This is a genomic window from Desulfovibrio desulfuricans, from assembly GCF_024460775.1.
Classification (GTDB): domain Bacteria; phylum Desulfobacterota; class Desulfovibrionia; order Desulfovibrionales; family Desulfovibrionaceae; genus Desulfovibrio; species Desulfovibrio desulfuricans_E.
Genome location: NZ_JANFYZ010000005.1, coordinates 96,225 through 112,428, shown reverse-complemented (window position 1 = coordinate 112,428; position 16,204 = coordinate 96,225). Strand labels below are relative to the sequence as shown.

Below are 16,204 nucleotides of genomic sequence, written 5' to 3'. Positions count from 1 at the left end.
AATGGGCCGACGCCTGAGTTAAATCTGACCGTTGTAATCAGGAATTGATCACAATAGTCGACATAGTCAAGGTGTACGGTGACCCCCCTGATACTCAAAATTACAAAAAATGCAAAGATGTCAGATGGAAACAATACAGTAAACTTAATCTGGATTAACCTAATTTTATTTAACTAAATCAAGTAGATTACACCTATAAAAATTTTTTTTCAACCAAACTAAAAAATTTTTTTAACAAGCTTGGGATGAAAAATTATATACTTTTTTAGTACGATAAAATTTATCAGTAATATTGAGGCAATAAAAAAGGTCGGCTCATGCCGACCTTTGTATGTCAAATGGTATGCTTGTATAAAAGGATTCTGCGATTGAAACCGTGCTTCCTACAGGAGAATGTGCGGGTCGTGCATGAGATCGCGCAGTGTAATTGACTCAAAAACGCCATCAAGTGTCGCCTGCAGGTTCTCCCAGGCTTTTCTGACTTCACATCCATCAAAACGCGCGCACTCGCCGGGCTTTTCCATGCAGTTTGTCAGTTCGATGCCGCCTTCCATCAGTTTGACAATGCACCCAAATGTGAGTTCTTCGGGCTTGCGCAAAAGCACATGGCCGCCCTTGGCCCCGCGGATGCTGCCCGTTATGCCAGCCAGACGCAGCTGGCGCAAGATCTGTTCGCTGAATTGTGAGCTTATGCCAGTTTGTGCAGCCAACTGGCTTGAAGAGACCGGTTTCTCAAGACCGTTTTTTGCCAGAAAAAGCAGGATCCTGGCGGCATACCGGGTTTTTGCAGAAAGCTTCATTGCGGGTCCCTCTTGTGTGCAGATTGAATAGGTTCCATCTGCCATGACTGCCGGCGTCTCTACGCCGATGCTGCGGCTAGCTATGACTAATGACGCACAAATCTAACACATTATATTTGCTATGGGCAGTATTTTTTTTTCTTCGCCAAAAGGTTGCGAAACTATTCACATCATTGAAAGCATGACGAAATCTGGGCATTGGCGCTCATTTTGGCACGCCCGCACCCGCTTGACGCCGTTATTATGGTGCGCTAAAAAGTTGAGTAGAACAGTCTAAATTAGACAGATACGGTTTAGAGATAATTATTGTCTCCTGCAAAATAAGGAATGACTATGCGTATTTCGACAATGGCCTGCCATGCTTTGCACTTGTTATTGTGCCTTTCTGAACAAGATGACGACATTCCTGCCTCTGCGTCCGAGCTTGCGGTCTGCACAGGCATATCTGAAAAGTTTGTTCAAAAAATCATGCGGCTGCTTCAGTCAGAGGGCATTGTCAAAAGCGTTCGTGGCATTGCCGGAGGCCACATGCTGGCGCGCACTCCTGATGAGATAACGCTGGCCGACATAATTATTGCAGTTGAAGGCGGCATTTCCCTGCCCGGTGTGAGCAATGTTGCCCCCAGGGGCAAAACTGCGCTGGACGCCTGGGATATGGTCGCCCGTTCCATGAACAGTTCGCTCGAAGCTGTGACTCTTAGTTCCGTTCGACAGAGTAGTGCTTCAGCGCCGCGGCAAGCCACCCGCCGCAGGGTGGCGCAACCCTCTTCTCCGCTTCTGCCGGAGACCGACTTCGGAGGCACCAATGCAAAAGCATATTCTCTTGGTAGACAGCGATGCCGAAAGCCAAAGCAGACTGTCCCAAACCCTTCAGCAGTGTAATTACCGGGTAAGCACCGCCAGCACCTGTGCTGAAAGCCTGGCCAAGATTGCCAGCGACAGGCCCGACTGCGTTGTTTTTGATGTGGAGCTGGAGGGAACGTCCGGCACCATCATGTACAGTCGTTTGCGCCGCAATGCGAGCACCAGGTCGCTCCCGGCGGTGGTGTGCACATCTGTTGGGCCCCGGCCTGTGTGCTTTGGAACGGGGATTCCTGTTCTTTCAAAAAACTGTTCGAGCGAAGCGCTGCTTTCTACCGTCAGCGCCGCAATGGCATAGCGCTCTTGTTTTTGATACTCGCCTGACGGTCGGGCTGGGATAGTACCCGACCGTCAGGGCTGTGGTTCGCTCCGTTATACGCGTCAGGCAAAAGGACAAATGCTGGCGCGGCAGACGGCGAGTTTTTTCAGGTCCCTTGGAACCCTTGCTTTGTTGGGCCGTCTGCCACACAGACGGCCCATCTTTTTATACTTCGTTGTGGTTGATGTGATCCGGAATGATCATCATATCAACCAGCAGCGGCTTGAGGAACGACCACTTGATGTTGTGTTCCTCGTATACTTCCATCATGTCGCGGATGGCGTCCCAGCAGTTATGGCAGGGGCTTATGACCAGTTCCGCGCCGGTTGCCTTTATCTGGTCCAGCTTGTTTTTCAGGCCCACGTTGCGCTCTTTGCGGTACAGGCCGATGCCGTTAAGGCCGCCGCCGCCACCGCAGCAGAAGTTGTGGTCGCCCTTGGGGTCCATTTCGCGAAAATCTTCTGCAATGTAGCTCATGATTTCGCGGGTGGCCTTGCCAAGCCCGTGGCTGCGCACATAGTTGCACGAATCCTGAAGGGTGCAGGGCATCTTGAGCTTTTTGGCAGGATCAATCTTGATCTTGCCTGTGCGCAGCATCTCTGCAATCCATTCCACATAGTGCATGAAGCGCACCGGCGGATCACCGCTTTCGCGTCCGGCCCAGTAGGGGCCTTCAACAACTGTGGCGCGGTGGGCGTGGCCGCATTCCGTGCCCACAACCACCTTGGGCTTGATGCGCTCAATGGCGGCGTAGATACGTTTGACGTTCTGCGCGCAGCCTTCCCAGTCGCCAGCGAACATGGTGAGAGAGGTGTTCTCCCAGCCTTCGCGCGGCACTGTCCAGTTGGTGTCCGTCACGTGAAAGAGAATGGCGGCCTGAGCTATGTCTTCAGGATAGTGCTTTACTTCGCGGGCGTTAAGAATGTACATGACGTCCGCGTTTTCTTTTTCAACAGGAATTTCCAGATCGGGCCATTCATCCTGTTGTTCTTCGACCATCCATTCGCAGGTTTCAACCCAGTCTTCTTCGGTCACGTCCATCTGCGCCCCGTAAACGCGGTGCATGCCGGAGCCGATTTTCATTTCCCACGGGATGAAGCCGTGCTTGAAGAGGATGCCGCGCAAATAGCTGAACATAACGCCTGTATCAATGCCGTGCGGGCAGTAAACGGCGCAACGGTTGCAGCAGGTGCACTTGCCCCAGGCCGCGTCCATGCACTTGATCATGAACTCGGCGTCAACCTTGCCTTTGCGGCGCAGCAGCTCGCCCAGCGTAGCCTGAATCTTGTACGAGGGAATCTGCGTGGGATCGTTGTTGTTGGTGCGGTAGAAAAAGCAGCTGTCCGCGCACATGGCGCAGTGCGCGCAGACGCTGAGCCATGTGCGGGTGCGCGATTTGCAGGTTTGCTCAAGGTCGCGGGCCAGGGCTTCCTGATCGACCTTCATTTCCTTCATCTGGGCATAATATTGCGCCCCGCCCTTGTCCTTCAGCAGATCAAGGATGCCTTCCTTGGTGGTGACGGGGGTTGGGGTGCACAGCAATTCGGACATGGTTCGCTCCTTTCAGGCGAAAAGATAATTCGTTTGCCCCGATTACCAGGGGAAAGCGCCGCCGCGCGTTGCGCCGCCTCTTTTAATGGCAAAGTCCATGCCGATCTGCGCACGGGACATAAAGAAGAGGACAATGTGCGAAAGCTTGGTGAAGGGGGCCAGCAGAAGAAACAGTTCGCCGCTGAGCACATGGGCTATCATCCACGTCTGATAGGCGCCGCCGTCAAGGCGCGCCATAAGACCCGTGGCAAAGGGCAGAAAGGTCAAAAGCAGAATAAGCCAATCCTGGCCGCTGTTGAGCTGCCTGAGCGCCGGTGAGGAAAGACGCCGCAAGGCAAGCAGAACAATGCCGGAAAGAGCCATGATGGCAAGCACATCGGCAACGCCGCCAGGGAGCGACGGCAGGCTTATGCCCACATAGGTTTCAAGCAGAACCGTGTGCCCAAGAAGAAACAGCGGTATAAGCACAGCGCCGAAATGCAAAAGAAAGAAAAGAATGGTGGCAACCGGCTGGGCGCGCCAGCCGCTGGTGCCGCCAGGGATAAGCCATTTGAAAATGGAAGCAAGCGCGCCGGGGATGGAGCGCTCGGTATGATAGCTGTATGCCACGCGCTCAAGGCGTGCATCCAGACCGCGCACGTACAATACTGCGCGTACAAGCAGGCCGACGACAAATACGGCAATTGAAATAATGAAAAGTGGTCCGGTAATGAAATCCAGCATCTGATCTGCCTCCTAACGTATTCTTCGGTGTACCTTGAGCCTACTGGCTATTTCTTCTTGCCGGCAAACTCAGATGCGGTGCGTTCGCTGTGGCAGACTCGGCAGTCCACAAGACGCGGGCCCTTGCCAGCTTTGACGTGGCAATCGGTGCAGGCGGTGTGCATGTAAGCAACCTGCTTTTTCGCCGGAACCGATGTTACGTCCTTGAGGGTTTCAGACATGCCTGCATCTGTCATGTTGTGGCAGGTTGAACAGTCGCCGTTCATGGCCTCCACTGCGTCCACATGCTTGTCATGGGGAAAAAAGACCTTGGGCATCTCTGGCTTGCTCACGGCTGGCGTGGTAACGGGCACAAGCTCGTTGCCACACGCCGCGCCGGGCAAAGCCGCCAGGCCACAGATCAATAATAACAGGCAGGGGAGAGTGGTTCTGAATCTGATAAGTTTTTCCCGCATGATGGATCCTTGCTTCCTGACAAAATCCAGATGGTGTTTCCCCGGCCTGAATTGTGCCGGGCACAATTGGGGAAATCCCGCGCACATGCGTCGGGATTTCCCGTTGTCGACATTCGCCTAGTCCTGGGGCTGGCTAAGGGCCTCGGCCGCGCTGCGCATGAAGACGGCGCACTTGTAGGGTTCGCCCTTCATGCAGCGCATGGCAAAAGCCGCCGCCATGTACATGAAGAGGCGCGATTCGTAGTCAAGCCTGGTGGTGTGCAGCCAGTGATCGTGAGGGTTTCCCCCTTCGGCCAGCTTGCGCGCACGTGCCATGTCTTCGGCATACGCATCGCCTGTGAGCTTGGTGAACAGTTCGCAAATTTCATCGGCCAGATAATCGCGTTCTGACAAAGCTGACATAACAACCCCCTGCGTCTTCCGCAGTCGCGCCCCAGTTTATATGAGGCGGTTAAAAAGAGCAATTAATTAATAAAAAACTTGATGTAATTAATCCGTACAAAACTATTCTCATATTAAACATACTGTGTCAACGAGGTATGGATTTTTTTATGCAAAAAACTTCAAGTTAAGCTCAAGCATTGAAAGGATTAACAATCTATCTTGAATGAGAAAAATTGCACAATCGGCGCAAAAGCTAATGTATTGATATTGTAATAAACACAGGTATAGCATAGTAAAATAATACAGTTAATGTTTTAAAAAATATTTTTATGAAAAAGTGCATATGATTGGCGTATAAACGTAGTTAAATGATTGCTTATTGTTTATATAAGTAATGGTGTTTGTGTGTACAATCTCCAAAGAACCGCAACGCAAATGACCAGTTAGCCTCTTGATAACCTGCACAATGCATAACTGTGGGGAACTTGCGGCTGCGTAAAGGGGGTCGGCTTATTCGTGGCGCTCAATATGGATTGTGCTTCCTGTGAACCTGATTGGACGGTTCTAGGGGGCAGTGTGGGGCGTGAGGAGGCTCTGGCTGATGCGGAGGTGCCCAAGGCGGGAGGCGACAAGTGGCGGCAGGGTTTTGTGAATAGTGAAGCTTGCTGAGACGCGACATGCCGTGGGTGAGCCTGCCTCCGTAGAGGTTGCATATTGGGGACAAGCCAGAGCTTGGGAGTGGATGCGCCGCTGGCTCTATGCGCGCCAACGTAAAGCCCCCTTCGGAAGCGAACTTCCGAAGGGGGCTGTCAGAGTCTCCAGGCCGTGGCCCGGTTTATTCTGTCTGCCTAGTTGTTCAGGTCAACCAGGACAGGATTTTCTTCAAGGTCTTCAAGGAACTTGTCGGGACGTTCCTTCTGGTCGGGAACCACGATATCGCCGTTGACGTATTCGCGGTAGCCGGTACCGGCAGGAATGAGGCGACCCACGATGACGTTTTCCTTGAGGCCGCGCAGGTAGTCCATCTTGCCCTTGAGGGAAGCCTCGGTGAGCACCTTGGTGGTTTCCTGGAAGGAAGCCGCCGAGATGAACGAGGATGTGGTCAACGAAGCCTGGGTGATACCCAGCACCAGCGGTTCCGCTGTAGCGGGTTTGCGGCCTTCGGCAATGACCTTCTGGTTTTCGGCCTTGAATTCGGCCTTGTCCACCTGCTCGCCCACGAGGAAGCTGGTGCCGCCGCAATCGAGAACCGTAACCTTCTTGAGCATCTGACGCACAATAACTTCGATGTGCTTGTCGTCGATACCCACGCCCTGGAAGCGGTAGACTTCCTGGATTTCGTCCACAAGGTAGCGGGCAAGGTACTTTTCGCCACGGGTGCGCAGAATGTCGTGCAGTTCGGGGTAGCCTTCGGTCAGCGGATCGCCCGCTTCCACAAAGTCGCCGTCAGCAGCGGTAATGTGCTTGCCCTTTGGCACAAGGTATTCCTTGGCCTCGCCGATTTCAGGCGTAACAACCAGCTTGCGCTTGCCCTTGGATTCGCCAGCGTAGGTGACAGTACCCGCGATTTCGGAAACCACGGCCATGTCCTTGGGCTTGCGAACTTCAAAGAGCTCGGCCACGCGCGGAAGACCACCCACGATATCCTTGGTCTTGGATGTTTCGCGGGGCTTACGGGCGATGATGTCGCCAGCCTGGATGTCTGCGCCGTCCTTGATCATGATGATGGAGCCGACGGGCAGGGTGTAGACCGCCGCAGTGCCGCCGTGGCTACGCTTTTTGACGCTGCCGTGTTCATCGCAGATGGAGATGGACGGGCGGAAGTTGGTGGTGCGGTATTCCATAATGGTCAGGGATGCCTGACGGGTAATATCGTCCACCTTTTCCTGCACGGTCTTGCCGTCGATGATGTCCGTAAAACGGATAACGCCTTCTTCTTCGCAGACAAAGGGTTCGTTGAACGGATCCCATTCGGCCAGCACAACGCCCTTGGTCACTTCCTGCCCGTCATGGACAAGCAGGCGTGCGCCGTTGGGCAGAATGTATTTTTCGCGTTCGCGGCCCTGAGCGTCCACAATGGTGAGCTGGCCGCTCTTGCCGAGCACCAGTTCCACGCCGTCGCGGTTGGTGACGGCGCGCACGCGGTTCAGGATAACGCGACCCGCGTTCTGGGCTTCAAACTTGTTCTTTTCAATGGTGCTCGAAGCCGTACCACCGATGTGGAAGGTACGCATGGTAAGCTGCGTGCCAGGTTCACCGATGGACTGGGCCGCGATGATACCCACGGTTTCGCCAGTGTTGACCAGGTGGCCGCGGGCAAGGTCGCGCCCGTAGCAGAGGGCGCAGATGCCGCGTTCGGCCTGGCAGGTGAGGGGCGAACGCACGGTGATGGAGGAAATGCCCTTGTCGCTGATAAGCTGGGCTTCCTTTTCCTCAATAAGCGTGTTTTCGGGCATCAGCACGGTGTTTGGATCATCGGGATCAAACACGGGGTAGAGCAGCACACGGCCAATGACGCGCTCGGCCAGCGGGGTCTTGATGTCGCCGCCGTCCTTGAGGTGGGTCAGTTCGATGCCGTCCACAGTGCCGCAGTCGTGTTCGCAGACAATAACGTCCTGCACAACGTCGACCAGACGGCGGGTAAGGTAACCGGAGTTGGCCGTCTTGAGGGCGGTATCGGCAAGACCCTTACGAGCACCGTGGGTGGAGGTGAAGTACTGCAACACCGACAGACCTTCGCGGAACGAAGAGGTGATAGGCGTTTCAATGATTTCACCAGAAGGCTTGGCCATAAGACCGCGCATGCCCGCGAGCTGGCGCATCTGGTCCTGGTTACCACGAGCGCCCGAATTGGACATCATGAAGATCGGGTTGAAGCTCTGGTTCTTTTCCTGCTTGCCGGTCTTGGGATCGGTGAGGATGTCGTAAGAGATATCTTTAATCATCTCTGCCGAAACGTCCTGTGTGGCCTTGGTCCACACGTCAACCACCTTGTTGTACTTTTCAGTACGGGTGATGATACCGTCGCGGTACTGATGTTCGATGTCGTCCACTTCCGCCTGCGAGGCAGCCAGAATGTGCTTCTTGCTTTCAGGAATGGTGAGGTCTTTCACGCCGATGGTCACGCCCGCTCTGGTGGCGAATTCGTAACCCATGTCCTTGAGGCGGTCGCACAGGATGACCGTGGCCTTGATGCCGCAGTGGCGGTAGGCCGCGCCCACGAGACGCGCAATGTTCTTCTTGGTGAGCACGCAGTTGACGTGTTCGAAGCCCAGCTTCTCGGGCAGGATGTCGCTCACGAGCACACGGCCGGGGGTCGTGTCGTACACGTGACCATCGGGCATGCGCACCTTGACGCGGGCATGCAGCGAAACCTGTCCGCCATCATAGGCGGCTTCCACTTCCCAGGGGGCGCAGAAGGTCATGCCTTCGCCCAGCTCAAAGCTGCGCTCGGCGGTCATGTAGTACAGGCCAAGCACGATATCCTGAGAAGGCACGATGACAGGGCCGCCGTTGGCGGGCGAGAGAATGTTGTTGGTGCTCATCATAAGCACGCGGCATTCAATCTGCGCTTCCACCGAAAGGGGAATGTGCACGGCCATCTGGTCACCGTCAAAGTCGGCGTTGTAGGCCGAGCAGACGAGCGGATGCAGACGGATGGCCTTGCCTTCAACCAGCAGGGGTTCAAAGGCCTGAATGCCCAGACGGTGCAGGGTCGGGGCGCGGTTGAGCAGAATGGGGTATTCGCGCACCACTTCCGAAAGGATATCCCACACTACCAGCTCTTCACGCTCCACCATCTTTTTGGCGCTCTTGATTGTGGAGGCGTGGCCCCTTTTTTCAAGTTCGGCATAGATGAAGGGCTTGAACAGCTCAAGCGCCATCTTTTTGGGCAAACCGCACTGGTGCAGCTTGAGGTAAGGGCCAACGGTAATAACCGAACGGCCGGAGTAGTCAACGCGCTTGCCGAGCAGGTTCTGACGGAACCGGCCCTGCTTGCCCTTGATCATGTCGGAGAGCGACTTGAGCGGGCGACCGTTGGTGCCTGCAATGGCGCGGCCACGACGACCGTTGTCGAAGAGCGCGTCCACAGCTTCCTGAAGCATGCGCTTTTCGTTGCGGATGATGATTTCGGGCGCGCCCAGTTCCATCAGCCGTTTCAGACGGTTGTTGCGGTTGATCACACGACGGTAAAGGTCGTTGAGGTCAGAGGTGGCAAAGCGGCCACCGTCCAGCGGCACCAGAGGACGCAGTTCCGGCGGGATGACGGGAATGACTTCCATAATCATCCATTCGGGCTTGTTGTCCGACTCAAGGAAGGCTTCAACAATCTTGAGGCGCTTGGTGATCTTTTTCTTCTTGGTCTGGCTCTTGGTGGATTCGCCTTCTTCGCGCAGTTCGGCGCGCAGCTTTTCCAGCTCCAGTTCTTCCAGCAGGCTGCGCACGGCTTCCGCGCCCATGCCCACGGTCAGAACTTCGTCCGTGCCGTAGTGGTCAAGAATCTGGAGGTACTGGTCTTCAGAGATGACCTGACGCTTCTGCAGATTGGTCTGACCGGGATCAAGAACGATGTAGGAGTCGAAGTACAGCACCTTTTCCAGATCGGCCATGGTCATGTCGAGCAGGGTGCCGATCTTGGAAGGCAGGGTCTTCAAAAACCAGATGTGGGCAACGGGCGCGGCCAGCTCAATGTGGCCCATGCGCTCGCGGCGCACCTTGGAGGCAATAACTTCAACGCCGCACTTTTCGCAGACGATGCCGCGGTGCTTCATGCGCTTGTATTTGCCGCAGTTGCATTCATAGTCCTTCACGGGGCCGAAAATCTTGGCGCAGAACAGGCCATCGCGTTCCGGCTTGAAGGTACGATAATTGATGGTTTCCGGCTTTTTCACTTCGCCGTAAGACCATTCACGAATGGCCTCGGGCGATGCGATGGAAATCTGGATGGCTTTCAGGTTGCGGATGTTCGTCACGTTGGTCGACGCGCCGCGTGCGGTGAAAAGATCGTCCAGGCTCATAGTATACCTTGCTTTGTAAAAAGCTCGTTGAAATCGTTAGCCATGCTGTCGTTGGCCGTGAGAGGCAAAACCGCTCACGGCCAACGCAACGCGTTTCCGGGGCCGCAGAAAGGGGCTGTTACGCCTCTTCCTCGCGTTCTCTCATAAAGCCCACGCGTTTGGGCTTTTTCTTGCCTTCTTCCTGATGCAGGGTCACGTTGAGGCCAAGGCTCATGAGTTCCTTCACCAACACGTTGAAGGATTCGGGCAGACCGGCTTCAAGGAAGTTGTCGCCCTTGACGATTTTCTCGTACATCTTCACGCGTCCGGTCACGTCGTCCGACTTGACCGTGAGGAATTCCTGCAGCAGATAGGCCGCGCCGTAAGCTTCCAGGGCCCACACTTCCATTTCACCAAGACGCTGACCACCGAACTGGGCTTTACCGCCGAGGGGCTGCTGCGTCACCAGCGAGTAGGGGCCAGTGGAACGGGCATGGATTTTTTCGTCAACCAAGTGGTGCAGTTTGAGCATGTACATGACGCCCGTGGTCACGCGGTTCTTGAAGGGAACACCCGTGCGGCCGTCGTACAGGGTGGTTTTGCCGTCGTTGGCAAGACCAGCCTTGTCCATCCAGCCCCAGATTTCTTCTTCGGTCGCGCCGTCGAACACCGGGGTCTTGGTAACAATACCGTTGCGCAGCTTGAGGGCAGAGGCCTTGAATTCCTCATCGCTCATGCTGTCCACCAGAGCGCTGATTTCAGGCGAATTGTAAACGCCCTTCAGTTCTTCGCGCACAACCTGCATGGCCGCGCCGGAGTCAACCAGTTCGGCCAGTTGCCGGCCCAGTTCCTTGGCGCCCCACCCAAGGTGGGTTTCCATGATCTGCCCGATGTTCATACGTGAAGGCACGCCCAGGGGGTTCAACACGATGTCCACGGGGCGACCGTCGGCAAAGAAGGGCATGTCTTCTTCCGGCAGAATGCAGGAAACAACACCCTTGTTACCGTGGCGGCCAGCCATTTTATCGCCCACAGAGAGCTTACGCTTGATGGCGATGTGCACCTTGACCATCTTGATGACGCCAGGGGGCAGATCATCGCCTTCCGTAACCTTTTCGCGCTTGGAGTCGTAAATGGCCTTCAGGTATTCAACCTGCTGGTCGTAAGACTTGAGCACATCGGCCACGGCGTCGTTGACTTCCTTGCTCTTGAACAGGCCCGCGAGCTTCTTCACGGGAATCTGCTCAAGCACGTCTTCGGTCAGGGCTGCGCCCACTTCGGCCAGCACTTCGCCCTTTTTCTTGCCCGGCACTGCGGCGGCGATCTGCTTGCCCAGCACATGCGGGGCAATCTGAACGCGGGTGCGGTCGGACAAAGCGCGAAGGTGATCAGATTCCTTCTGGTCCAGCACGGACGTGTCGTGGCTTTCAATGGCCAGCGTGCGGTCGTCCTTCTCGCCGGAGCGGCGGTTGAAGACCTTCACGTCAATGATGGTGCCTTCCACTCCCGGGGGAACCTTGAGGGAGGTGTTTTTCACATCCCTGGCCTTCTCGCCGAAGATGGCGCGAAGCAGCTTCTCTTCAGGGGTAAGCTGGGTTTCGCCCTTGGGCGTGATTTTGCCCACAAGGATATCATCGGGCTTGACCGCTGCGCCGATGCGGATGATGCCGCTTTCGTCCAGGTTGCGCAGCATTTCTTCGCTGACGTTGGGAATATCGCGGGTGATTTCCTCCGGTCCAAGCTTGGTGTCGCGTGCCACTACCTCGAATTCTTCAATATGAATGGAGGTAAAGGTATCCTCGCGAACGGTGCGCTCGGAAATGAGGATGGAGTCTTCGTAGTTGTAACCGCACCAGGGCATGAAGGCGACCACCAGGTTTTTGCCGAGGGCCAGTTCGCCTTCGTCAATACCGGGGCCGTCAGCCAGAATCTGGCCCTTTTTCACGGGCATGCCGGGGTAGCAGGTGGGCTTTTGCCCAAAGCAGGAGTTCTGGTTGGACTTGTGGAATTTCAGCAGGTCATAGGCGCGCACGCCGCCCTGTTTGGGGAACACGTCGCCTTCGTACGAAACGATGAGGCGGTCGGCGTCCACATATTCCACCTTGCCCGGCGCGGGAGCCACGATGCACGCGCCGGAGTCGCGGGCCACGTCCACTTCCATGCCGGTGCCCACCAGGGGCTTTTCGGCGCGCAGAAGCGGCACGGCCTGACGCTGCATGTTTGAACCCATGAGCGCGCGGTTGGCGTCGTCGTGTTCCAGGAAGGGAATGAGCGCGGCAGAGATGGAGACCATCTGGCTGGGCGAAATGTCCATCAGGGTCACTTCTTCACGCGGGTTCATTTCCACTTCGCCCTTGACGCGCACGGTAACGTATTCGTCAAGCAGGTTGCCATCGGCATCGGTGCGGGCGTTGGCCTGAGCCACAACCTGGCCGCCTTCGCGCGATGCGTCGAGGTGCACAACTTCATCGGTCACGCGGGCATCGCGCACAACGCGGTAAGGCGTTTCGATAAAGCCGTAGTCGTTCACCTTGGCAAAGGTAGTCAGTGAAACGATCAGACCGATGTTCGGGCCTTCAGGCGTTTCAATGGGGCAGATGCGGCCATAGTGCGAGGTGTGCACGTCGCGCACTTCAAAGCCCGCGCGTTCACGGGTAAGACCGCCGGGGCCCAGGGCCGAAAGGCGGCGCTTGTGCGTCACTTCGGAGAGCGAGTTGGTCTGGTCCATGAACTGCGAAAGCTGCGAGGTGCCGAAGAATTCTTTCAGCACAGCCGCCACAGGCTTGGGATTGATAAGGTCGTGGGGCATGAGCGTGGAAATTTCCTGAAGGCTCATGCGCTCCTTGATGGCGCGTTCCATACGCACAAGGCCGATGCGGTACTGGTTTTCCACCAGTTCGCCCACCAGACGCACGCGGCGGTTGCCAAGGTGGTCGATATCATCGGCGGGGCCGTGGCTGTCCTTCAACTGCACCAGCACCTTGATGGCGGTGAGGATGTCGTGGTCGGTCAGCGTGCGCAGGTCGTCAGCCTCATCCAGGTTCAGACGCTGGTTGAGTTTGTAACGGCCCACGGGCGACAGATCGTAGTAGTCGCCGTTGCGGAACAGGTTGTCAAAGAAGCTGGCCGCAATTTCTGGGGTAGGCGGAGAAGACGGACGCAGACGACGGTAGATTTCTTCCTGCGCTTTCTGCTGGTCGGGAATGCGATCCTGAACCAGAGTGTCGCGGATGGACGAAGACGTATCCGTGCCCTTGGTGTGCAGCACGGCAATGCGCGTGATGCCCGCTTCGCGGAAGCGGTCGAGCAGGCCTGCGGTGATTTCGTCCGCAGCTTCTGCCAGCACTTCGCCGGTCTTGGGATCGGCCACGTCCAAAGCCAGGAACATGGCGTCCAGCGTGTCGGGGCGAACTTCGATAGCTTCAATGCCCGCTTCGCAGATCAGACGCCAGCTGCGCTTGGTGATGGGCTTGCCAGCCTTGACAATGACATTGCCCTGCGCGTCGATGATGTCGGCGTAGGCGTTGTCCTTGCGGTACAGGTCCTTGCGCACTTCCCAGAACAGGCTGCTGGCCGACTCAATGCGGTAGTGCTCCTGCGAGTAGAAGTATTCAAGAATCTGCTCCTTGCTCATGCCCATGGCCTTGAACAGGATGGTGGCAGGCATCTTGCGGCGGCGGTCGATGCGGACGTACAGAATATCCTTGTGGTCGAAGTCAAAGTCGAGCCACGAGCCGCGCATGGGGATGATGCGGCAGGAATAGAGCACCTTGCGGCTGGTGTGAGTCTTGCCGCCATCGTGCTCAAAGATGATGCCCGGCGAACGCTGCAACTGGTTAACGATGACGCGCTCGGTGCCGTTGATGATAAACGTGCCCTTTTCCGTCATCAGGGGCAGGGTGCCAAAATAGATATCCTGCTCTTTGATGTCGCGGATGGTGCGGTTGCCCGAAGCTTCATCGGTGTCATAGACAACCAGGCGCACCTTGATGCGCATGGGTGCCTCGTAGGTCAGCCCCTTGGAAATGCACTCGGCCTGGTCGTACTTGGGTTCGCCGATTTCATAGCTGACGAACTCAAGACTGGCGGTCTTATTGAAATCCTCAATGGGGAAGACGGTGTGGAACACACCTTCCAGCCCTTCCTCTGGGCTGCGGTCGGCATCTGAAACGCCTTCCTGAAGGAATTTCTGGTAAGAATCTATCTGCAGATTCAGCAGATGTGGGATAGGGAGGGAAACCTTGATCTTGCCGAACTGTTTGGTGAGCTGGCCCATGGGTACCTCAAGATAGGTAGCGGTTGCGCCCCGGCTGCGCGAGACAAATCAGCATGCCTAAGCCGGCGGGCAAAAAACTTGCTGTCACTGCACCCTGAAAGCGTAATCTGGTGGGAAGGCTAAAAAGAACTTACTGCGGGCAAGGCGTAAAAAACCCATCCCTGTCTGGGTAAACAGGGCTGGGATCAGGGCATTACCTTTAATATATATGCTTGGTCAGTAAGTTATTGAAAAACAGAAAGGAGCCTCCCGCACCAATCGTTGAAAGAGGATGCATACTAGGAATCCGAGTCCTTGGCAAGCAAAAAAAGCGGGAGAGAAAAATAAAAAAGCCTCTGTTCACTAATTTACCTCAGTGGGAACTTCATGACAAGACAAAAAAATTGCCGGGTGGAGCGGTTATTCTCGTTTGAGCACACAAACCGTGCTGGCAGGACGCACAAAAGAACATTTTTTCCAGCCTCCTCAAAAGTTGCCGCGACCTAGCCTATTTCAAACAGGGCTTGCCCCTCCTCGGCTCTCCGGCTCCAGGCAGTGATATGCCCATCGTTGGAAACCTTGATGCCGATGCCGTGTTCGGCCAGGGTCATGGCTGCCGCCTTGCGCCCGCCGCTGCTGCTGCCGCCGGGAATCTTGAGGATAGCCCCCACCGCAAAAATGCTGCCATCGTCAAAGATCAAGGTTGCGCCATCAATGGAAAGAAGCTCGGCCCGCAGCTTGCGCGGAATCTGCGCAAAATTCAGGCTTGGCAGGGCCGAGCGCAGCAGCGCGGCTTTGCTGCTGGCATCGTGCGCCAGCATATCACCCTGGCTGACTATTTCGTTCAGGTAGCCGTGCAGCCTGTCTTGCGAAACTCGCACCAGTTCATCCTGGGAAATATTTTGTCCAATGCGCTGGTTACGGCGCTCGTTTATCATCCACGGGGTAACGGCATTTGTGCGGAAAAAGCCGATACACGCACCCTTGCGCCGGAATGAAACATCAAGCAGGCTCAGGTACAGCGCCTCAATGGTGCCCCTGCTGCCGCCTTGCCCCTGATAGCCAAGCTCGGCAAGGTAGGCCTGATGTGAAAAATGCAGCCACTTGCCGCGCCTTTTGGCAAAAAAGAGCTGCCTGTTTTTGAAGATAAGGATGTCGCCGTTTCTGCTGAGGCAAAAGGCACACCTGTTTTGTGAAGTCCAGTAGGCCACGGGCAGAAAGGCCAGTGGCGCGTAAACATGGGCCGCCTCGGCCTCTGCGGGCAATGCCGCCTCGCAGTATGAGGTTATGCCGCCCTCTGCGTTGCACACAAGCAGGGTGTCGCAGCCGGAGGTGAGCACCTTGGCGTAGTCCTCCTTGCTGGCATCAAAAAAATTCACACAGCCGGGCCGGGGATCGTCTTCGTCAATGCCCACGCAAAAGGAAATTTTGTCGCCTTCATACGTTTCGCTCGACCAGAACGACAGCAGATTCAGCATGCGCAGCACCGTTGTGTGGCGCGCTGGCGAGAGTATTTTGGCAATGCCGATGATCTGCGCCTGCCGTATGCACACGGCGGCGTAATCATCTATGTGGGGCGTGGTGAAGATTTTTTCCCATTCTTCAAGGATGTTGTGGGCAATGGCCTGCTCCGTTTCCGTAAACGGAATGGCGCGGAACAGGTACACTTCATCCTCCGGCTGACCGGTAAGGGCAACCCGCAGCATAAAGCGCCTGCCGTTCATTTCGGCAAGGTCTTCAAAATTTTCTCTGGTATAGTCATCGTCCAGAATTTCGGTGGCGGGGCCGAAGAGCGGGGCAAGGTATTCTGCCACTGCCTCGATGATGGATTTTTTTGCTTCCATGATGCTACTCCCTGT

At 55.8% G+C, this 16,204-nt stretch carries 10 protein-coding genes; 2 read left to right on the top strand and 8 right to left on the bottom strand.

The genetic code is table 11. The annotated features are described in order from the left end of the window. Positions 1–383: 383 nt before the first annotated feature. Positions 384–800: an RrF2 family transcriptional regulator gene (locus tag NE637_RS07845; RefSeq protein ID WP_192112874.1), complete on the bottom strand. Its 417-nt coding sequence runs from the start codon at positions 798–800 to the stop codon at positions 384–386. Positions 801–1,127: 327 nt separating this feature from the next. Here NE637_RS07845 and NE637_RS07840 point away from each other — a divergent pair, with 327 nt between their 5' ends. Then, positions 1,128–1,682: an RrF2 family transcriptional regulator gene (locus NE637_RS07840; RefSeq protein WP_306666360.1), complete on the top strand. Its 555-nt coding sequence runs from the start codon at positions 1,128–1,130 to the stop codon at positions 1,680–1,682. Further along, entirely contained in the window at positions 1,606–1,959 is a 354-nt protein-coding gene (locus tag NE637_RS07835; RefSeq protein WP_192112876.1) for a response regulator, read from the top strand. Before NE637_RS07840 ends, NE637_RS07835 begins: the two co-directional genes overlap by 77 nt. 186 nt (positions 1,960–2,145) lie before the next feature. Here the strand turns inward: NE637_RS07835 and hmcF are convergent, their stop codons facing one another. The 7 genes from hmcF to NE637_RS07800 form a co-directional block, all read right to left on the bottom strand. Beyond that, entirely contained in the window at positions 2,146–3,531 is a 1,386-nt protein-coding gene (gene hmcF / locus NE637_RS07830) for a sulfate respiration complex iron-sulfur protein HmcF (RefSeq protein WP_192112877.1), read from the bottom strand. A gap of 42 nt (positions 3,532–3,573) precedes the next feature. Continuing rightward, entirely contained in the window at positions 3,574–4,254 is a 681-nt protein-coding gene (gene hmcE / locus NE637_RS07825) for a sulfate respiration complex protein HmcE (RefSeq protein WP_192112878.1), read from the bottom strand. A 47-nt stretch (positions 4,255–4,301) separates the two neighbouring features. After that, a complete protein-coding gene (locus NE637_RS07820) occupies positions 4,302–4,709 on the bottom strand; it encodes a cytochrome c3 family protein (protein WP_192112879.1) in 408 nt (135 codons plus the stop codon). Positions 4,710–4,826: 117 nt separating this feature from the next. Next, positions 4,827–5,111, bottom strand: coding sequence for a hypothetical protein (locus NE637_RS07815; RefSeq protein WP_022658301.1), 285 nt, complete (start codon positions 5,109–5,111; stop codon positions 4,827–4,829). Between the two features lie 830 nt (positions 5,112–5,941). Then, positions 5,942–10,111: a DNA-directed RNA polymerase subunit beta' gene (gene rpoC, locus NE637_RS07810; protein ID WP_192112880.1), complete on the bottom strand. Its 4,170-nt coding sequence runs from the start codon at positions 10,109–10,111 to the stop codon at positions 5,942–5,944. 118 nt (positions 10,112–10,229) lie between these two features. After that, positions 10,230–14,366 carry a DNA-directed RNA polymerase subunit beta gene (gene rpoB / locus NE637_RS07805; protein ID WP_192112881.1) on the bottom strand — a complete coding sequence of 1,379 codons (4,137 nt, stop codon included), beginning with the start codon at positions 14,364–14,366 and terminating at the stop codon, positions 10,230–10,232. Between the two features lie 482 nt (positions 14,367–14,848). After that, complete coding sequence (locus tag NE637_RS07800) at positions 14,849–16,189, bottom strand: hypothetical protein (RefSeq protein ID WP_227118208.1); 1,341 nt, start codon at positions 16,187–16,189, stop codon at positions 14,849–14,851. Between the last annotated feature and the right edge of the window lie 15 nt (positions 16,190–16,204).